13 protein-coding genes and 1 tRNA gene (1 of these 14 running past the window's edge) are annotated in these 17,443 nt (G+C 64.2%); 7 read left to right on the forward strand and 7 right to left on the reverse strand.

Going from position 1 to position 17,443, the window contains the following annotated elements:
* The 5 genes in view from ACZ5KV_RS09710 to ACZ5KV_RS09730 are tightly spaced (at most 53 nt apart) and all read left to right on the forward strand, a layout consistent with a single transcriptional unit that may run on beyond the window.
* Positions 1-818: the 3' end of a YcaO-like family protein gene (locus ACZ5KV_RS09710; protein ID WP_464239103.1), read on the forward strand. 838 nt of this gene lie to the left of the window's left edge; 818 of the gene's 1,656 nt are visible here — the last part of the coding sequence; its start codon lies off the left edge, out of view; the stop codon is at positions 816-818.
* 53 nt (positions 819-871) lie between these two features.
* Complete coding sequence (locus ACZ5KV_RS09715) at positions 872-2,185, forward strand: metallophosphoesterase family protein (RefSeq protein ID WP_464239104.1); 1,314 nt, start codon at positions 872-874, stop codon at positions 2,183-2,185.
* A complete protein-coding gene (locus ACZ5KV_RS09720; protein WP_464239105.1) occupies positions 2,182-5,682 on the forward strand; it encodes an AAA family ATPase in 3,501 nt (1,166 codons plus the stop codon). The genes ACZ5KV_RS09715 and ACZ5KV_RS09720 overlap by 4 nt, the downstream gene beginning before the upstream one ends.
* A 14-nt stretch (positions 5,683-5,696) precedes the next feature.
* Positions 5,697-5,951 (forward strand): DUF6899 family protein, encoded by a 255-nt coding sequence (locus tag ACZ5KV_RS09725; RefSeq protein WP_464239106.1) that lies wholly within the window; start codon positions 5,697-5,699, stop codon positions 5,949-5,951.
* 16 nt (positions 5,952-5,967) lie between these two features.
* Positions 5,968-6,585 (forward strand): phosphatase PAP2 family protein, encoded by a 618-nt coding sequence (locus ACZ5KV_RS09730; protein ID WP_464239107.1) that lies wholly within the window; start codon positions 5,968-5,970, stop codon positions 6,583-6,585.
* A gap of 168 nt (positions 6,586-6,753) precedes the next feature.
* Here the strand turns inward: ACZ5KV_RS09730 and ACZ5KV_RS09735 are convergent, their stop codons facing one another.
* Positions 6,754-7,482, reverse strand: a complete 729-nt coding sequence (locus tag ACZ5KV_RS09735) for a TVP38/TMEM64 family protein (protein WP_464239108.1) — start codon at positions 7,480-7,482, stop codon at positions 6,754-6,756.
* A 156-nt stretch (positions 7,483-7,638) separates the two neighbouring features.
* Positions 7,639-8,364 (reverse strand): glycosyltransferase family 2 protein, encoded by a 726-nt coding sequence (locus ACZ5KV_RS09740; protein WP_464239109.1) that lies wholly within the window; start codon positions 8,362-8,364, stop codon positions 7,639-7,641.
* A gap of 88 nt (positions 8,365-8,452) precedes the next feature.
* Between ACZ5KV_RS09740 and ACZ5KV_RS09745 the strand changes: the two genes are divergently transcribed.
* Together ACZ5KV_RS09745 and ACZ5KV_RS09750 are read left to right on the forward strand one after the other, a co-directional pair.
* Positions 8,453-8,529 (forward strand) — tRNA-Met (locus tag ACZ5KV_RS09745).
* Positions 8,530-9,044: 515 nt separating this feature from the next.
* The gene (locus ACZ5KV_RS09750; RefSeq protein ID WP_464239110.1) at positions 9,045-9,524 is read left to right on the forward strand and encodes a hypothetical protein; all 480 of its coding nucleotides are present in this window, start codon (positions 9,045-9,047) and stop codon (positions 9,522-9,524) included.
* A gap of 185 nt (positions 9,525-9,709) precedes the next feature.
* Here the strand turns inward: ACZ5KV_RS09750 and ACZ5KV_RS09755 are convergent, their stop codons facing one another.
* From ACZ5KV_RS09755 to ACZ5KV_RS09775, 5 genes are all read right to left on the reverse strand, one after another.
* Positions 9,710-11,188, reverse strand: a complete 1,479-nt coding sequence (locus ACZ5KV_RS09755) for a restriction endonuclease subunit S (RefSeq protein WP_464239111.1) — start codon at positions 11,186-11,188, stop codon at positions 9,710-9,712.
* Positions 11,182-13,197: an N-6 DNA methylase gene (locus ACZ5KV_RS09760; RefSeq protein WP_464239112.1), complete on the reverse strand. Its 2,016-nt coding sequence runs from the start codon at positions 13,195-13,197 to the stop codon at positions 11,182-11,184. The genes ACZ5KV_RS09755 and ACZ5KV_RS09760 overlap by 7 nt, the downstream gene beginning before the upstream one ends.
* 650 nt (positions 13,198-13,847) lie before the next feature.
* Entirely contained in the window at positions 13,848-14,612 is a 765-nt protein-coding gene (locus ACZ5KV_RS09765) for an ATP-binding protein (RefSeq protein WP_464239113.1), read from the reverse strand.
* Between the two features lie 68 nt (positions 14,613-14,680).
* Positions 14,681-16,570, reverse strand: a complete 1,890-nt coding sequence (gene cooS / locus ACZ5KV_RS09770; RefSeq protein WP_464239114.1) for an anaerobic carbon-monoxide dehydrogenase catalytic subunit — start codon at positions 16,568-16,570, stop codon at positions 14,681-14,683.
* Positions 16,571-16,792: 222 nt separating this feature from the next.
* Positions 16,793-17,443 carry a Crp/Fnr family transcriptional regulator gene (locus tag ACZ5KV_RS09775; protein WP_464241829.1) on the reverse strand — a complete coding sequence of 217 codons (651 nt, stop codon included), beginning with the start codon at positions 17,441-17,443 and terminating at the stop codon, positions 16,793-16,795.

A 17,443-nucleotide genomic window follows, 5' to 3' on the forward strand; every position in this document is an offset into this window, starting at 1 on the left:
CGCGGTTTTCCGAACTGCCCCCGGGCGCGGCCCTGGACCCGGCCAGCCTGCCCATCGAGGTGCCCGCCGCCGACGAAGCCCTGTGCTGGGTGCCCGGCATTCGCCCGCATCGCCCGGGCGATGCGGGCGGCACGCCCCTGCTGGTTCCGGCGCAGTGCGTGTTCCTGTTCGCCAACCTGGACGAGCCCGCCCTGTTCAGCGCCCCGGGCTCCACGGGCCTGGGCGCGGGGGCCTGCATGGCCCGGGCGCGGCTCACGGCGCTCCTGGAAATTATCGAGCGCGACGCCGAGTGCGTCACGCCCCACGACCCGGCGCGCTGCTTCCGCGTGGAGTCCGGCAACCGCAAGCTGCGCGCGCAGCTCGCGGAATACGCCGCCCGGGGCATGGACGTGTGGTTCGAGGACATCACCTCCGAGCTGGGTGTGCCGTGCTACCGGGCCTTTGCAGTGGGCCCCGAGGGCCAGGTGACCAAGGGCGCGGCGGCCGGGCTGTGCGGCCCGCAGGCGGCGGCTTCGGCCCTGTTCGAGGTGCCTTATCCCTTCCCCTGGGGGCCGCCGACCCAACCCGGCCCCTCGGCGCTGCCCGTGCGCCGCGTGGAGGACCTGCCGGACCTGTCCACGGGCACTCCGGGCGGCGACCTGGAACGCATCGAGACCGCGCTTGCCGCCAGCGGGCGGCCTCCGGTCTATGTGGACCTGACCCGTGCGGACCTGGGCATCCCCGTGTGTCGCGCCCTGGTGCCCGGGCTGGAACTGCTGCCGGACTTCGACGCCGACAGCGTGCTCTCGCCGCGCCTGTTCGCGCGCCTGCGGGGTTGAAGCGCCCCGCGCCGGTGGCGCCCCGGGGGGAATTGATGTAGCCTGGGCCGGTCATGCCGATCTTCCTGCACGCCGCCGACATCCACCTGGACAGCCCCCTGCGCAAGCTGCCCGCCTACGAGGGCGCGCCCGTGGAGGCCGTGCGTTCGGCCACGCGTCGGGCCCTGGGCAACCTCGTGGACTACGCCGTGGCCGAGGGCGTGCCCCTGCTGCTGCTGGCGGGCGACGTGTACGACGGCGACTGGCAGGACTTCCAGACCGGGCTGCACTTTGCCGCGCGCATGCGCGATCTGCGCGACGCCGGGGTGCGCGTGGTGCTCGTGCGCGGCAACCACGACGCCCAGAGCGCCATGACGCGCAGCCTGACCCTGCCGGACAACGTGACCGTGCTGCCCTCGGGGGCGGCGGGCAGCGTGGTTTTCGAGGATCTGGGCATCGCCGTGCACGGCCGCAGCTACGCCGTGCGCGACGAGACCGAGAATTTCGTGCCCGGCTATCCGCCGCCCGTGCCCGGGCTGTTCAACATCGGCCTGCTGCACACCGCCGTGGCCGGCAGCCAAGGGCACGCGCCCTATGCACCCTGTCGGCTGGCCGACCTGCTGGCCAAAGGCTACGACTACTGGGCCCTGGGCCACGTCCACGAACACGCCGTGCTGCACGCGGCGCCGCCGGTGGTCTATGCGGGGGCGCTTCAGGGCCGGGGCGTCCGCGAAACCGGCCCCCGGGGCTGCGTGCGCGTGGACGTGGAAACGGCCGGGGCGGCCCGCGTGCGCCACGTGCCCCTGGACGTGATGCGCTGGACCGTGCTGGACCTGGACGTTTCCGGCGCCGCCGGGCTGCCCGAGGCCTGCCGGGCGCTCGACGCGCCCCTGGGCGCGGCCCTGGACGCCGCCGGAGGGCTGCCCCTGGCCGTGCGCCTGACCCTTGCGGGCCGCTGCCCGGCCCACGCCGCCCTGGCCGCCGACCCCGAGGCCCTGGCCGCCGAACTGCGCGCCCGGGCCGGGGACCTGTCCTCGGGCCGGGCCTGGGTGGAAAAGGTCGTCCTGCATACGGCTCCGTCCGGGGAAGCGGGCTCCGGCGCCTCGGGCCCGGCGTCCGATACGCCCCTGGGCGCGTTGGACCGCGCCCTGACCCTGCTGGCCGACGACGCCGCGGCCTTCGCCGCCCTGGGCGCGGATTTCACGGAACTGGCGGCCAAGCTGCGCGCCGTGCCCGGCACGGATGTGGACCTGCCCGACCTGCCCGGCCCGAATGACCCGAATGGCCCGGACGACCCCGGCGACCGGGCCACGCGCCGGGCGTTGCTGGAGGACGTGCGCGGCCTGCTGGCCTCGCTTGCGGCCGCCGCCGGGGAGGACGCCCCGTGAAGCTGCGCCGCCTGGAACTGACGGCCTTCGGCCCCTTCACCGCCGCGGAACTCCTGCCCGGCGAGGGGCTGACCCTGGTCCTTGGCCCCAACGAGGCGGGCAAGAGTTCGGCCCTGCGCGGGCTGACCCAGTTCCTCTACGGCATGCCCCGCCAGTTTGCGGACAATTTCGTACACCAGAACAAGGACGTGGAAATTCGCGGGGTCCTGGAATTCGAGGACGGCGAGGTCCTGGAATTGCGCCGCCAGAAGAAGGACAAGAACGATCTGGTGCGCCTGCCGGGGCTGGAACCCGTGGAGCAGCAGGCCCTGGTTCGGCGCCTGGGCGGCGTGGAGCGCGGCCTGTTCGGTCAGTTGTTCGGCATCGACCACGCGGCGCTGTCCGCCGGAGGCGAGGAACTGCTGCATTCGGGCGGGGCGCTGGGCCAAAGCCTGTTCGCCGCCGCCTCGGGCGTCACGGGCCTGCGCCGGGTGCTGGCCGGGTTGGAGGACGAGGCCCGCAAGCTCTTCGCCCCGCGAGCCACCACCTCCGCCATCAACGCCGCCCTGGCCGAGCTGCGTGGCCTGCGCGCCGAGCAGAAGGCGGCCACCGTCACCCCGGCGGCCTGGGAGGCTCTGGACCGTGACGCCCGGCGCCTGGAAAAGCGGCGCCAGGGCATCCAGGGCCGCCTGGACGCCCTGCGGGCCACGGCCCGGCGCCTGGAACGCCTGGAACAGGGCCGTGGCCCGGCGGCCCGGCGGCGTGCTCTTCTGGCCTTGTTGGCGGAGCTGGGCCCCGGGCCGCTGCTGGCGCCGGACTTCACCGAACGCCGCAGCCGGGCCCAGGCGGGCCAGGACGCCGCCCGCCGCGAGGCCGAGGCCCAGGCGGCCGCTTTGGAACGGCTGGAAGCCGCCCTGGCGGCCCTGCCGGCGGATTGCGCTCTGGTGCATGGTGCGGCGGAAATCGAGGCCCTGCACGCCGAGGTGGAGGTGCACACCAAGGCCCGGCGCGATTCGCGGACCCTGGAAGGCGATTGCGCCCGGCTGGAAGCCGGGGCGCGCGAGCTGCTGCGCACTCTGCGGCCCGATCTGCCGCTGGAGCGGGCCGGGGAGTTGCGTCTGGCGCGCCGCGAGCAGGAGCGCATCCACGAACTGGCCCAGGAGCACGCCGCCTTGGGCGCGGCCCTGGCCGCCGCGCGGGAAGAAGCCGAGGCCGTCGCCGGGGAACTGGACCACGCGCGCGCCGCCCTGAAGGCCCTGGCCCCGGCGCCGGAGACCGCCGCCCTGGCCGAGGCCGCCCGCCGTGCGGCCGCCCAGGGCGACCTGGAGGAGCGCCTGGCTCGGGCCCGGGCCCAGGGCGCGGCCCTGCGCCGCCAAGCCGGGGCCGAAGCCGGGGCCCTGGGGCTGTGGTCCGGCCCGTTGGAGGACCTGGACGCCCTGGCCGTGCCGTCCGATGCGACGCTGCGCCGTTTCGAGGAACGGGAACGGACCCTGGCCGAGGCCCGCCGCGACGCTTTGCGGGAACAGGCCGCCCTGGCCCGCGAGGCGGAGGCCAACGGCGCCAAGCTGGAGGCCCTGCGCGGGGCGGGCGAGGTGCCCACCGAGGCCGACCTGCGCGCCGCGCGGTACCTGCGCGACCAGGGCTGGGCCCTGGTGGCCGCGCGGCTGTCCGGAGGGGGCGTGGACGCGGCCCGGGAGGCCGGATTTCTGGATGCGCTGGCGGCGCCCGACCTGCGCGCCGCCTTCGAAGCCGCCGTGGGCCGGGCCGACGCCCTGGCCGATCGCCTGCGCCGCGAGGCCGGGCGCGTGGCCGAGCAGGCCGCCTTGCTGGCCGCCGGGGAGCGGCTGACCGCCGGGCTGGCCCGGGCCGGGCAGCACCTCGAGGCCCAGGCCGCCGAGGCCGCCGCCCTGGACGGGCAGTGGCGGGCGCTCTGGGCGCCCCTGGGCGTGGAGCCGCTGCCCGCGCGCGAGATGCTGGCCTGGGCCGAGGCGCGCCGCGAGGTCTGCCGCACCGTGGCGGCCTTGCGCACGGCCGAGGCCGAGGCCGCCGCCCTGGAAACGCGCGCCGATTCCCTGGGCGCGGAGTTGCGCGGATTGTTGGCCGCCGCCGCCCCTTCTCCCGGGGCCGGGCTGGGCGCACTGGTCGACGCCGCAGGGCGCGTGGTCCGCGAGGCCGAGACCCTGCGCACCGCCCGCGAAGCGGCCTCCGGACGGGTGGACGACCTGGAGCGCCGCGCACGAACCGCCGCCGCGCGCCACGGGAACGCCCGGGAGGCCCTGGACGCCTGGGCCGCGCGCTGGGCCGTGGCCGTGGAACCCCTGGGCCTGCCCCCCGCGAGCACCCCGGCCCAGGCCCGGGGTTTCCTGGACGACGTGGCCGAACTGCTGGGCGTGCTGGCCGAATGGCGGGGCAAGGCCAAGCGTGTGGCGGACATGGCCCGGGATTACGAGGATTTCCGCACTCGGGTGGCCGAGGCCGTGGCCCGGCTGGCGCCGGACCTGGACGGCCCGGACCCGGCCCGGGCCCTGGCGCGGCTTTTCGAGCGGCTGGCCGCCGCGCGCGAGGCCGCCCGCAGGCGCGCCGACCTGGAAGAGCGCCGCAAGGAGGCCGAGACGCGCCGCGCCGCCGCCCTGGGCGCCGCGCGCGACCACGCCCAGGCCCTGGAGCGGCTGTGCGCCGAGGCCGGGTGCGCCGCGCCCGGGGAACTGCCCGGGGCCGAGGCGCGCGCCCGCGAGCGGGCCCAGGCCCGCGAGGCCCTGGCCCAGGCCGAGGAGCGCCTGGCGGCCCTGGCCGCCGGAGAGGTGGCGGCCTTTGCCGCCCAGGCCCTGGATCAGGACCCCGACACCCTGGCCGCCGAACTGGCCGCCGCCCGCGCCGAAACCGAGGCCCTGGCCGCCGAGCACGAGAAGATCCTTCAGGACCTGGGCGGCGCGCGTCAGGCCCTGGCGGCTCTGGACGGCACCTCGCGCGCGGCGCTGCTGGCCGAGCGTGCCCAGGGCGTCATGGGCCGCCTGCAGGCCGATGTGGACCGCCACGTGCGCCTGCGGCTGGCCGCCCTGGTGCTGGGCCGCGAGATCGAGCGCTACCGCCGCGACCATCAGGGCCCGGTGCTGGCGCGGGCGGGGGAACTGTTCGCCGGGCTGACCTGCGGCTCCTTCGCGGGGCTGGAAGCCGATTTCGACGAACGCGGCGACCCGGTGCTCCAGGGCGTGCGCTCCGGTGGGGAGCGCGTGCGCGTGCCGGGCATGAGCGACGGCACGCGCGACCAATTGTTCCTGGCCCTGCGTCTGGCCGGGCTGCACCGCTACCTGGACGCCAACCCGCCGCTGCCTTTCGTGGTGGACGACATCCTGGTCCACTTCGACGACGAGCGCGCCGGGGCGACCCTGGCCGCCCTGGGCGAACTGGCGCGGCGCACGCAGGTCGTCTTCTTCACCCATCACGAGCACCTTCTGCCCCTGGCCCAGGCCGCCGTGCCCGCTCCGCTGCTGGCCGTGGCGCGCCTGGGGCGGGATTGACCACCGGAGGCCCCATGCCCTACATCACTCCCGAGCGCCGCGCGGCCTTCGACGCGCAGTTGCAGGCCCTGGCCGCCGAGGTCGGCACCCAGGGCGAGATGAATTACTGCATCTACAAGCTCGCCACCCTGGTCATCGAGCGCACGGGCGAGTCCTACGACACCCTGTCCATGTGCTCCTCGGCCATGGAGCACGCCAAGCTCGAATGGTACCGCCAGCGTCTGGCACCCTACGAGGACAAGAAGATCAAGGATAACGGCCCCATCTAGGCGGCCCGGAGAGGATATGGATTTCCTGACTCCCGCTTGGGACAAATGGCTGTTCTGGCTCATCAACGACACCCTGCGCGCCCGGCTTCTGGACTGGCTGATGCCCTGGGTTTCCGCTCCGGTGCTGTTGTGGCTGGTGGTCGGCGCGGGCATCGCCCTGGGTGTGCGGCGCTACCGCTGGGCGCAGCTTGCGGGGCTCATGGTCGTGCTGCTGGCCCTGGGCGTGGCCGACGGCGGCACCAACCTGCTCAAAAAGGCCCATGGCCGCCTGCGGCCCCTGAACGCCATGCCCGGAGTGCATTTCGTGGAGGACGGCCAGTGGCAGGTGCGCCCGCCGGATTTCGTGCCGACCAAGGAGAAGGGCTCCTCCTACCCCTCGGCCCACGCGGCCAATGCCATGGCCGCCGCCGTGGCCATCGCCCTGCTGTGGCGCGGGCCGCGCCGCTACGTCTGGGTTTTGCCCCTGGTGGTCGGCTATTCGCGGGTCTACCTCGGCAAGCATTGGCCCTCGGACGTGTTCATGGGCTGGCTCACGGGCGCCGGGGCCGCGTTGCTGGTGGTCGGCGTGGTGCTCCTCTTGTGCGTGGGCGGCCTGCGCGTGCGCCTGCCCTCGACGCGCCCGCCGGGCTGCTAGGGGCGTCGCCCGCCGCGCCGCGACGGCGCGATTCAGGCCCGCGCGCGGTGCGACCGCGTGGCGGGCCTGTTTTTTTGCGGCGGGAAAAGTGCGGGGCGGTGTGCGCTCTGGTGGGGCGTTCCCGGGGCAGGGGCGCGCCGGGGCGCCGGGTCGCGGCGCGCGCAGGGGCTACTGCCGGGCGTCGGGGGCGGGCGTTTCGGCGGCCTCGTCGTCCAGCAGGGCGGCGTCGCGGCGCCGGGCGCGGTAGATGCGCCAGCCGAGCCATGTGGAGAGCGCGAAGAGCACGGCGGACAGGCTGACGCGCCAGGCGAGGTCCACCTTGAAGCCGCTGCCCAGCAGGGCGAAGATGGCGGTCTGGGGCACGAAGCCCAGGGCCGAGCCGAGCAGGAAGGGCAGGGCGGGCACGGAGCTGACCCCGGCCAGCAGGTTGGTCAGGATGTTGCTGCCCACGGGCATGAGCCGGACGATCAGCGCCGTGGAGAAGGGCGCGCGGGCCAGGAAGGCATCGGCCCGGGCGATGCGCCCCGGGCCGTTCCGGGCGTCGCGCCGGGCCATGCGCCGGGCCACGGGGCCCCGGCCCAGCACCCGGGCGTAGAAGAAGGACAGGGCCGCGCCGAGGGCCGTTCCGGCCACGCCGAGCAGCGTTCCGGCCAGGAAACCGTACACGTAGCCCGCCAGGAAGCTGACCACCTGGCGCGGCAGGCCCACGGCGGTGCCCAGGGCGGCAAGGCCCAGGAAGGTCAGCCAGCCCAGGGCGCCCTGGCCGCGCACGTGGGCGTCCATCCAGCCCTCGCTCAGGGCGTCGGCCAGCCCCAGGTGGCGCGCGGCCAGCCCCGCCGCCACCAGCGAGGCGATGAGCACGAGGCCCTTGAGGAGGATTTTTGTCTGTCTGTCCAAAGGGGGTGCCGGGGGCCGAGGGTTGCGGCGCGCCGGGATGGCGCGCCCGGGCAGCCTACCCCAACGCGGGGGCGCTGAAAAGAGCGCAGCGGGGCCGCACTTCGGGGGCGCGGGCGCTGCGGGCGCCCGGGGTGCCGGGGCGGCCCGCGTCGCGGGTCAGTTGCGGTCGTCGATTTCGTAGCGGATGGCGCGGTCTTGCAGCCAGCGCACGCCGATGAGGTCGTAGACGCCGGCCCTGGCGCGGTCCCACGTGCCGTATTTGGACACGCCGTGGACGCGCGGGCGGTGGTTCACGGGCACCTCGGCCACGGTGCCGCCCTGCATCTTGACCAGGGTCGGCAGGTAGCGGTGCATGTTTCTGAAGACGTGCAGCCTGCGGGCCACGGGCGTGCGCATGGCCTTGAGGGAGCAGCCGGTGTCGCGCACGGTCTCGCGGGTCCACCAGTCGCGCAGGCGGTTGGCCAGGCGCGAACTGATGCGCTTGACCCAGGTGTCCTGGCGGCGCCTGCGCCAGCCGATGACCATGTCCACGCCTTCGCGGTCCATGGTGTCCAGCAGGGCCGGGATGTCGGCGGGGTCGTTTTGCAGGTCGGCGTCGATGGTCACAACCACGTCGCCCGAGGCGTTGGCGAACCCGGCGGCAAAGGCGGCGGACTGGCCCTGGTTGAACCTGAAGGACAGGTAGCGCACGCGCGGATTTTGCGCGGCCAGGGCCTTGATGACGGCCAGGGAGCCGTCGGTGCTGCAATCGTTGACGAAGAGCACGTCCCACTGGCGGGGCCCACCGCCCAGGGCACGGGTGATCTCGTCCAGCAGCGGCGGCAGGTTCGGCTCTTCGTTGAAAACGGGAACCACGACGGTGACGGAGGTTTCGCTTGGCATGACGGCCCTGATAAGCGATTTGAAAAAAGTTGTAAACAAGGTTTGACAAGCCCGGCCAAGGCGCATATACCCACTCTTCCAACAGCGTTGCGGGGTGGAGCAGCACGGTAGCTCGTCGGGCTCATAACCCGAAGGTCATAGGTTCAAATCCTGTCCCCGCTACCAAAGAAATCAAGGGTTTAGCTTATAAGGCTAAGCCCTTTTTCTTTAATCTGTGACCAATCTGTGACTTTTTTCTGAGTATATTCAATAAATTCAATATGTTATATATACTGCTTTGATTTTAGTCTTTAAATTCAGACATTTGTATTAGTTTGGTGGACTCAGGGATCGTCGGGTTTTACGATTTGTAGCCTGCAACACAGAAAAGTTTAAATATATCTCGTGTCTACCTAGGTAGACATAGGAAAGAGCTCAAAGGATATTTTCCCTTGGGCTCTTTTTGTTTCCCGTGAGTTCATTTGAACTCATCAGGGAGAGTTACACCCGGCGAGCCGGGATGGCAATTTTGACCTCTCGAAGATCGGAGAGGTCAAATGACCTGGAGGTTTGAAAAATGAGAACAATGCAAGAAGCAGAAGAAGAGTATTGGTCAATTTACGGCTTTGATGGCGGAAGAGAACAGTTTGAAAGGGAATACGGCAACGAAGTTGATGAGTATGGCAATTGAGGTGATTTGATTGTGCGACTACCAAGGTAATGAATTTGGAGCAACGGAATACCCTGATAGCGTCTGCGTCAATGGATATCTGTATGATGCAGATAGCTGGGATGGAGAAGGATACTGCTCTCCGGCACCAGATGAAGAGAAGATTCCTTGTCCAAAATGTAAAGAAGAACACAGAAGGCAATCTATAATAATGAATGGCAAGCAATGTAAATATTCAAATAGTGATCATGTATTTAATTGCCACTGCAACGAGTGCCGCGACAACATAAAAGGTTACTTGGGAAAAGAGGTCGGCAAGGTGTATTTATACACTGGAATATTTGCGCCAGCATTTCTTCAAGGGAAAAAGATTACTGTCGAACATTTTTCAACAGATGAGTTCGAGAAAACTTCTTCCTGTGAATGTTTGATCAAGTTGCTTGGAGGGGAAGGCGGGCAAATTTCTTGGATACCAAGAGAAGAAATTTATCATAATCTTATAGCGATATGAAGCGAGGTGATGATGATGGCAACATCAATTGGAACAGATATTAACTACAGCCGAGATATCCTCGTGAATGTTTTCAAATGCTCGATCTGTGGAAAAGAATTGCTGATGTTTGGATGTCCTGATCCTGAATGTGAAGGGTACTACAAAAAGACTGACGCCTGGAAACGATAAATAATGGCAGCAAGCTACAGCTGCTTAGTGCTGATTACTTTTTCGTTAGTAATGCGAATTGCCTTTTGCTCAAGACGGTAAGCCTCGGCAAGTTTGTCACTAGCTTCTAAGGCAAGTTGATTGATCTTGTTTTGGATTTTAGCGTCACTTAGAATTGGAATCTGAACTTGAGAGACATGTTGTGCGTCGATCTCACTAACCGCTGAACCATAAGAAAATCTTTTAATGAGCTCTCTGCCGTGTTCTGTTGCAAGAAAAACATAAATGAACCCAGCAAGATCTTCTGAAGCTGGCTCAATTCGTATTATGTGCTCGCTTGCGGCGAATCCTTCCCAGTGCTTTGGAGCAAAGGCTACCTTGCCAATTGTTCCGCTGCGTGTGATCAAGGTCATATGTTCTTCAATTTTGAGCTGACTCCTGATGCGCGCTCCATGATTTTTGAGAGACAAGAATTTTCGATCTGTTGGATCAAGCTGATGAAGTTGTTTTCCTCCAAAGAAAGGAACGCCTTGGCCTTCTTCGACATAAACTCTTGCGAATCTTCCTGGAAGGATAACTTGCTTGGAAATTCGAGGGTCACCTACACAAGTTAATTCCTTTGAATTACTCCTCAAAGAGGCAATAATAGAGTTAACCCGTGGGCGATGGTAAGCCGCATCAAGGCGACCAGCAACCTGTGAAAGGCTCACTGCATAATCAATGGAATGGCTTTTTTTAGCTTCTAGCTGAAATTCTCTGAGATGTTTTAAGTTGAGTACTTCTAAAAGGATTGCTTGAGCTTCCTCAAAGAATTCATTTGCCCTGTCACGACAAGCATAGGAGTCAATGACAAGATCATGAATTCGTTTCCTCAAAATTGGCTGAGGATTTGGAATTGGGATTGATTCCAGATGATGTGGTTCGATGTGGGGGATCATCGCCCCATATTCGTTAGTTTTTACAAGAGCACGTCCAGTCTTGGTGTTGAGAAATGCATAAACATAACCTGCACAGCCATCTTCTTTGCAAGTTATCCGTATAAGGTCATCGCTAAAAATTCTATTATGCAATGTGTCAGAAACATATGTTGTTCTTCCGATACTCCCAGACCGACCAGAGCGAGTCATTAGAATTTGTCCCTTACTTACTCTTAATTCATCGAAATTTGTTTGTGTTATTTCAGAAATATATCCTGTTGGAATGGGGTTAATGTCATTAATTTGTCCTGGCTGAAAAATAGGGTGACTAGAATGATCAACCCAAATTCTTTTGAACCTGTTTGGGTATAATGAATCTACCGCTCCTAGCGGGCCTGCTAATTTTATTATGCCCCACTTAGAATTATCTAGGGCGGCTCTTGCATGGCGACCTTCAATCCCAAAAACAGAAGCCTTTAACCGATACTCTTTGGATACCGCCTCTTGGAGTTTGACACTACTCCATTGCAAATCCTCTTCAGGTAGTTCGATTTCTTCAGGTGCAAAACTGGATTTATTGAGAACCTGGCTTACCATGCTATCCCTTCCTCTCTCCGCCATTTGGCGAAAGCATCAGGGACAAGCAGCGTTTGGTCGTCTAAAACTTTTTTCTTTGACTCTGTTTTGGATGTTCTCGTGCCGTCGGCAGTTTGACCGAGTTCAATGACCTCAATGTCAGGAACGAGGATTTCATTGCCTTGTTTGTCGCGCTTGAACAAAGGGTTGCCACGTTTGTCATGACCAACCTTGTCAACGGTCGCCATGAAAATGGAATAATCAGCCATTTGCCGAGTTCGTTCTTGCTCCTGGATTTCCTCTTCGGTCTTCTTCCTGATGAAGAGGACAGAGGTGAACGTTCCATTTCTGGGCTGGAAGGTGTCTTCGTGGAGATCGATGCTAGCCAAAATCTGAGTCTTCTCAATTAGCCATTGCCGGATATATCCAAGCCCTGGCGAGCTTAGTATAGAATCAGGCAACACAATCCCCATCCGTCCACCGGGCTTTAGAAGCTGGAAACACCTTTCAATGAAAAGCTGCTCAGGGGGGACGGAGCTTTGAAGCCTTTTAGTGGGGCTCCAATGGTCGGAGGCCTTCTTATCCCTCGTCCAAATATGCCCCAGAGTGAATTGTTCCAGGATGTGAGGGTCTTTTATGGGTATTTTGCTGCCAAAAGGAGGGTTAGTGACTATGACATCAAAGAAGCCAATCCCTTGAGGGTTTCTTAAGTCGCTTTTCCGAATGTCTAACGCGCTTGCTAGCCTTTTGCGGAAATCAGATTCCCAAGCATGGGGCGGCAAAAGCGAGTCTGTTTGGAAAATATTGCCGCTTCCGTCATTGTTCATGACCATATTCATCTTGGTCGCTTTTACTAAATCAGGATTAAGATCAAACCCAAAGAAATTGGCTTGAGCAATCTCAGCTATGCGCTGTTGGAAAAGTCGCTTTTCGTCATCAGTCCACTGGGATTTAGGTCGCTCCCACTCTTGGACAAGGTTTTCTTCTAATTCTTGTATGACTTTATTCATAGCAATTACTAGAAATCCACCTGTTCCACACGAAGGGTCTAATATCCTTTCATCAGCAGTTGGCGCTAGCATCTCAACGGCCATGTGCATAACATTACGAGGGGTGAAGAATTCTCCTCTGTCACCTCTCAAGTTTGCACCGACCAACTCTTCGTAGGCTTTGCCCTTGATGTCTATATTTGTGTTCAGCAGGGAATATTTTTGAAGCTCACTAACAATATACGCCAGGCTGCGAGGCTTAAGCTTAATTTCATCGTTCCTTTCAAATATACGGAAGTGTTTCTTCTTGACCTGATCAAATATCGAAGTGATTCTCTTTTTTACCGTCAACTGTCCATCAGGATTTGATTTTTCTCCTGAGGATGCGTAAAACTCAAGGGGCTTCCCAATATTTCGCTCGTCTTCAATCTTGCAGAATATCACCTTTAGGAGTTCAAAGAAGGCAGGTTGCTTTTGCATCCCATCAGTAACATATATATGATTATGGCATGTTTTGAAGACAAACAATAAATTGTCTTCAACTGCATTTTTCAACGTGTTGCGTTTTGGTCTGTCGATGTCTTCCAAGTTCCCGTCTGCTGAAGGGATATCGTTGAAATCTATAAATTCGATTACACCTTTCTCATTAACAATTTTTCTAAAAACTTCTTTGTGCTTTCCGTTGGTCCACATCCCCCACTCACAGTTAGGACATGTAGACATATAGGACTGAAGTTGTCCTACGCCATCCTTTTTAGCAGTTGGAGAAACAGTCTCTTTTTTGCACTCAATGATGATATTAATGTTCTCTTGCTTCTTTTCTGAGGTAGAGTTGTTAAATATGACAATATCTGCTCTTGGTTTTCCAGAGCCTACACTCAATGTAAATTCAATAGCTATTTTATCTTTAGGATATTTGTGTTCGTTAACCAATCGTTTTTCAATGTTCTGGCGTACATACTCTTCAGGTGTATCATTTCGAAATTTACCATCAATATAATCACAAATTTTCCCCTCAGGGATAACGATTAGCTCTGCCATGAAAGTATGTCCTTGTTATAACCAGAAATTTGTGCCATCGGATGAATTTTCTTATGCCTCAACATGGCCTTGGTCGTCTAGCATGTTTTTGAGGTGCAGGGCGAGGATGGACGCCCTCTCTAGCGTCAGGACTTGGCGGAATATCAGATTTATTGATCACGAAATACCCCTTGCTGGCCCGATTTCCCGCCATTTCCCGGCAGTTCAATCTGTGACTAATCTGTGACTTTTGAAATGGAAATTGGGTGAAATCAGGGGAAATCAAAGGAAAGAGAGTGAAAGACTTCTTCAATGATGGTGAACTGTTAGGATGTAGAATGAACTGAAAGGAAATCGAGGGAAAAGGGCTGACTGGGGCTCATAACCCGAAGGTCATAGGTTCAAATCCTGTCCCCGCTACCAGCAAATCAAGGGCTTACGGTCGGCATGACCGTAAGCCCTTTTTCTTTTTGTGCTCCTTTCGCCCCTCCGCGCGGCGTCAGGTTCGGGTTGAGGCGTGTTGCCGCGCGGGCAGCCGTTCCTCCCTTCGCATGAATCCGAAGGTCTAAAAATTAAAGGTGCTTAGGACCAGCCCTGGTGCGCTCTGGCGGCCCGTCCGCAGGAGGCCGGGGCGGAGTTTCGTCAGTGCGCGGCGTGCGGCGCGCGCAGGCCTACCGTCGTCCGTGTTCCAGCGCGGCCAGCAGGTCGGCCACGAAGCCGTCGACGGTGGCGGCCTCGGGCAGGTTCAGGACGTTGGGGTCCTGAAGCTGGCGGGCGGCGAGGCCGGGCAGGGGCGGCAGGCGCAGGACGCGCCCGGGCAGCCCCGGGATGGGCGGCAGGGGGGCATCGGAGGCGCGATTGAGGGCCAGCACCTGGTTGCCCAGGCCGAGGTCGGCGCCCATGGCGGCGATGCGCGCGGCGGTTTCGAGCCCCCGGTGCGAGGGCTCGCTGACCACGACCAGCCCGTCCACATGGGCCACGGTGCCCCGGCCCAGGTGTTCCACCCCGGCTTCGAGGTCCACGAGCACCCAGTCGTTGCGGTCGAGCACGAGGTGGGCCAGCAGGGACTTGAGCAGGGCGTTGGCCTCGCAGGCGCAGCCGCCGCCCGCCCCGGCCACGGTGCCCATGACCAGCAGGCGCCTGCGCCCGGGGCCGGGCCCGGGCACATCCACGCCCAGCAGCTCGGGCAGGTCGTCCACGGCCGGGGAGAGGGAAATCATACCCCCCGCGCCGATGCGCTGACGGATCAGATCCTCACGGACCACCAGGGGCTCGGGCAGGGCGGCGGGCGCCACGCCGCTGGCCTGGCCCAGGGACAGGGCGGTGTCGGCGTCGACCATCCACACGGTGTGGCCCTGGCGGGCGAGGTAGTCTGCGGTCCAGGCGCACAGGGTCGTTTTGCCCACGCCGCCTTTGCCGGCAAATGCGAGTTTCATGTCGGCCTCCGGGAGAACGCGGGCCGCCGGGAGAGGGGGGGAGAAATCCCGACGGCCCGCTTGGGGGGTTAGCGGGGCAGGCCCAGGGCCTTGCGCTTGGCGCTGATGCGCGCGTCGATGAGCGCGGCGGCCTTCACGGGGTCGGGCTCGACCATGAAGGCGGCGCCGACGATGCCCTCCAGCCCGTTGAGCGCGAGGTCGGTGACGGCCTTGGAGCCGGTGATGTGCGGCGGCAGCCCCAGGTGGGTGCTGATGCCGCTGGCCACGGCGTACATGCCGATGGCGGCGGCCTTTTCGGAGTACCACTCCGGGGCCGAGGCGGCCACGGGCAGGTCGGCGATGTCCACGCCCAGGGCGTTGGCGATCAGGGCGCAGAGGTGGATGATGCGCGAGTTGTCCACGCAACTGCCGAAGTGCAGAACCGGGGGGACGCCCAGGGCCTTGCACACGGCGGAAAGCCCCGCCCCGGCGCGCGAGGCGGCCTCGGGCACCAGCAGCCCGTCCTTGCCCACGGCGGTGGTCACGCAGCCGGTGACCAGGACGAGGATGTCGCGCTTGATGAGCTCGCGGATGAGGCCGACGTTGCAGCTATCCTGCTGGAACTTGGGGTTGTTGCAGCCGACCACGGCGGCGAAACCGCGAATGTTGCCCGCCTTGACCTGCTCCAGGAGCGGATTGAGGCTGCCGCCCAGGGCGGCGAGCACGCTTTCGTTGCAGAAGCCGGTCAGGATGTCCACGGGTTCGCCGGGAATCTCCACGCGGTTCGGGTCGCGCTCGGCAAAGGCGTCCACGGCGATGCCCACGATCTCGCGGGCCTGCTCCAGGGCGTTGTGCGGGTGGATGTCGAAGTGGATGGCGCCGGTGAAGCGGGCCTTGGCGGCGGTGTCGATGAAGCGGGTGTGGTAGCATCCGGCGGCCTGGACCATGCTGGGCATGATGCACTGGTAGTCGACCACCACGGCCTCGACGGCGCCGGTGACGATGGCCAGCTCGGTCATGAGGTGGTTGCCCGCCATGGGCACGCCCTGGCGCGCCAGCAGTTCGTTACCCGTGCAGCACAGCCCGGCGACGTTGATGCCCGTGGCGCCCAGGGCCTTGGCGCGCTCGATCATTTGCGGCTCGCGCGCGGCGGCCAGGACCATTTCGGACACCACGGGGTTGTGCCCGTGGACGAGGATGTTGACCTGATCTTTGCGCAGCACGCCGAGGTTCACGCGCGAGGCGCGCGGGGTGGGCGTGCCGAAGATGATGTCGGACAGTTCGGTGCCGATCATGGAGCCGCCCCAGCCGTCGGACAGGGCCGTGCGCGCGGCGTGCAGCAGGGTGTTGGGCGCGTCGTTGTCGCAGCCCATGTGCGTGCGGTGCATCATTTCGGCGATTTCGCGGTCCACCCCGCGCGGGGTGATGCCCAGGCCCTCCCACAGGGCGCGGCGCTTTTCGGGCACGCGCGCGGTGAACATGACGGCCTTGCGGCGGCTGCCGAAGTCGGCATAGCAGGCGTCCACGAAGTCGCGGGCCACGTCCATCACGGGGCGGCCGTCCACGGCGATGCCCACCTCGGCGGCCAGGCGCAGCAGCTTGGCCTCGTCGGTGATGCGGTAGGCGTCGGTGTGGCCTTCGACGATGGCTTCGAGCACCTCGATGAGGTCGCGGCCGTGGTCGGAGTGCCCGGCGCTGCCCCCGGCCACGAAGCGCCCGAAGTTGCGGGCCACGACCACGTCGCCGTCGGCGCCGCACACGCCGCGTCGGCGTTTGCTGCCTTCCTTGGTGCTGATGCGGCAGGGGCCCATGACGCAGTTTTTGCAGGTCAGGCCCTGGTCGCAGAAGGTGCAGTGCGGCGTCTGGGCCTCCAGGCGGTCCCAGGCGGTCCGCACGCCGTCCTTGCGGGCCTTGGTCAGCATGGCCTGGGCGTCGGCCCAGATGGACAGTTCCTCGACGGGTCTCGGTTCCTTGGTCATAACCCACATCTCCTGGTTGCGGTGCGGCGCGGCCGGGGGCCGCGTCCGGAGCCGACGCCACCCCCCGGTGCGCCGGAATCTCCTGGTTTTGCACTCTGGATAACAGGCCGGGGCCCGCGTGTTTGTCGGCGGGGCGACAAAAGGCGGCATATGATGCGGATATTCGTGTGACGAGGCGGCCCGGCGCGGGCCGGGCGGAGGGAGAAGCGGCGCGGGCGGCGGTTATTCGCCGGAGGCGCGCTCCAGGGCGTCCAGGTCGGGGATGAAATACAGACCCCGGGAACGGCGCTCCAGGAGCCCCTGGCGGGCCATGTCGCCCAGCAGGGAGGAGACGGTCTGGCGCGTGGCGCCGACCATGCAGGCCAGTTGCTCGACGGGCAGGTCGAGGTGCAGGAGCGTCCCGGCGCCCTCGGGGGTGCCCGACTTGCGCGCCTCGCCCGCAAGGAGCGCCGCAAGGCGCCTGCCCGCGTCGTGGAACACCAGCCCGTCGATGATGGAGAACGTGTTGCGCAACAGGTTGCCCAGCACGCGGATCATGGTCAGGGTCACCTCGGGGATGCCCAGCATCCGCGCGCGCACGGTGCGCACGTCGGTGACCAGCAGCTCCACTTCGTCCAGGGCCTCGATGAACGTGCCCGAATGGTTGCTGTAGATGTCGCCCCGGCCCAGCACGGCCAGGGTGAACTCCTTTTCTTCGTAGGACAGGTAGACCCGCACCCGGCCGGAAACCACCACGAAGACGAGGTTTTCGGCCTCGCAGGGGCCGAAGATGAGCGCCCCCGGGGCGAAGGCCCGTCGCCGCAGCACCTTGCGCAATTCCGCGAACTCGGGTTGCTCCAGGGAATCGAGCAGATCGTGGTCCAGGAATTTCAT

The organism is Desulfocurvus thunnarius, from assembly GCF_055390965.1.

What these genes read in the sequence shown, in the direction of transcription:
- ACZ5KV_RS09715 (WP_464239104.1), top strand. Translation starts at nt 872, where the DNA reads ATGCCGATCTTCCTGCACGCCGCCGACATCCACCTGGACAGCCCCCTG.
- ACZ5KV_RS09725 (WP_464239106.1), top strand. Translation starts at nt 5,697, where the DNA reads ATGCCCTACATCACTCCCGAGCGCCGCGCGGCCTTCGACGCGCAGTTG.
- ACZ5KV_RS09730 (WP_464239107.1), top strand. Translation starts at nt 5,968, where the DNA reads ATGGATTTCCTGACTCCCGCTTGGGACAAATGGCTGTTCTGGCTCATC.
- ACZ5KV_RS09740 (WP_464239109.1), bottom strand. Translation starts at nt 8,364, where the DNA reads ATGCCAAGCGAAACCTCCGTCACCGTCGTGGTTCCCGTTTTCAACGAA.
- ACZ5KV_RS09755 (WP_464239111.1), bottom strand. Translation starts at nt 11,188, where the DNA reads ATGGTAAGCCAGGTTCTCAATAAATCCAGTTTTGCACCTGAAGAAATC.
- ACZ5KV_RS09760 (WP_464239112.1), bottom strand. Translation starts at nt 13,197, where the DNA reads ATGGCAGAGCTAATCGTTATCCCTGAGGGGAAAATTTGTGATTATATT.
- ACZ5KV_RS09765 (WP_464239113.1), bottom strand. Translation starts at nt 14,612, where the DNA reads ATGAAACTCGCATTTGCCGGCAAAGGCGGCGTGGGCAAAACGACCCTG.
- cooS (WP_464239114.1), bottom strand. Translation starts at nt 16,570, where the DNA reads ATGACCAAGGAACCGAGACCCGTCGAGGAACTGTCCATCTGGGCCGAC.
- ACZ5KV_RS09775 (WP_464241829.1), bottom strand. Translation starts at nt 17,443, where the DNA reads ATGAAATTCCTGGACCACGATCTGCTCGATTCCCTGGAGCAACCCGAG.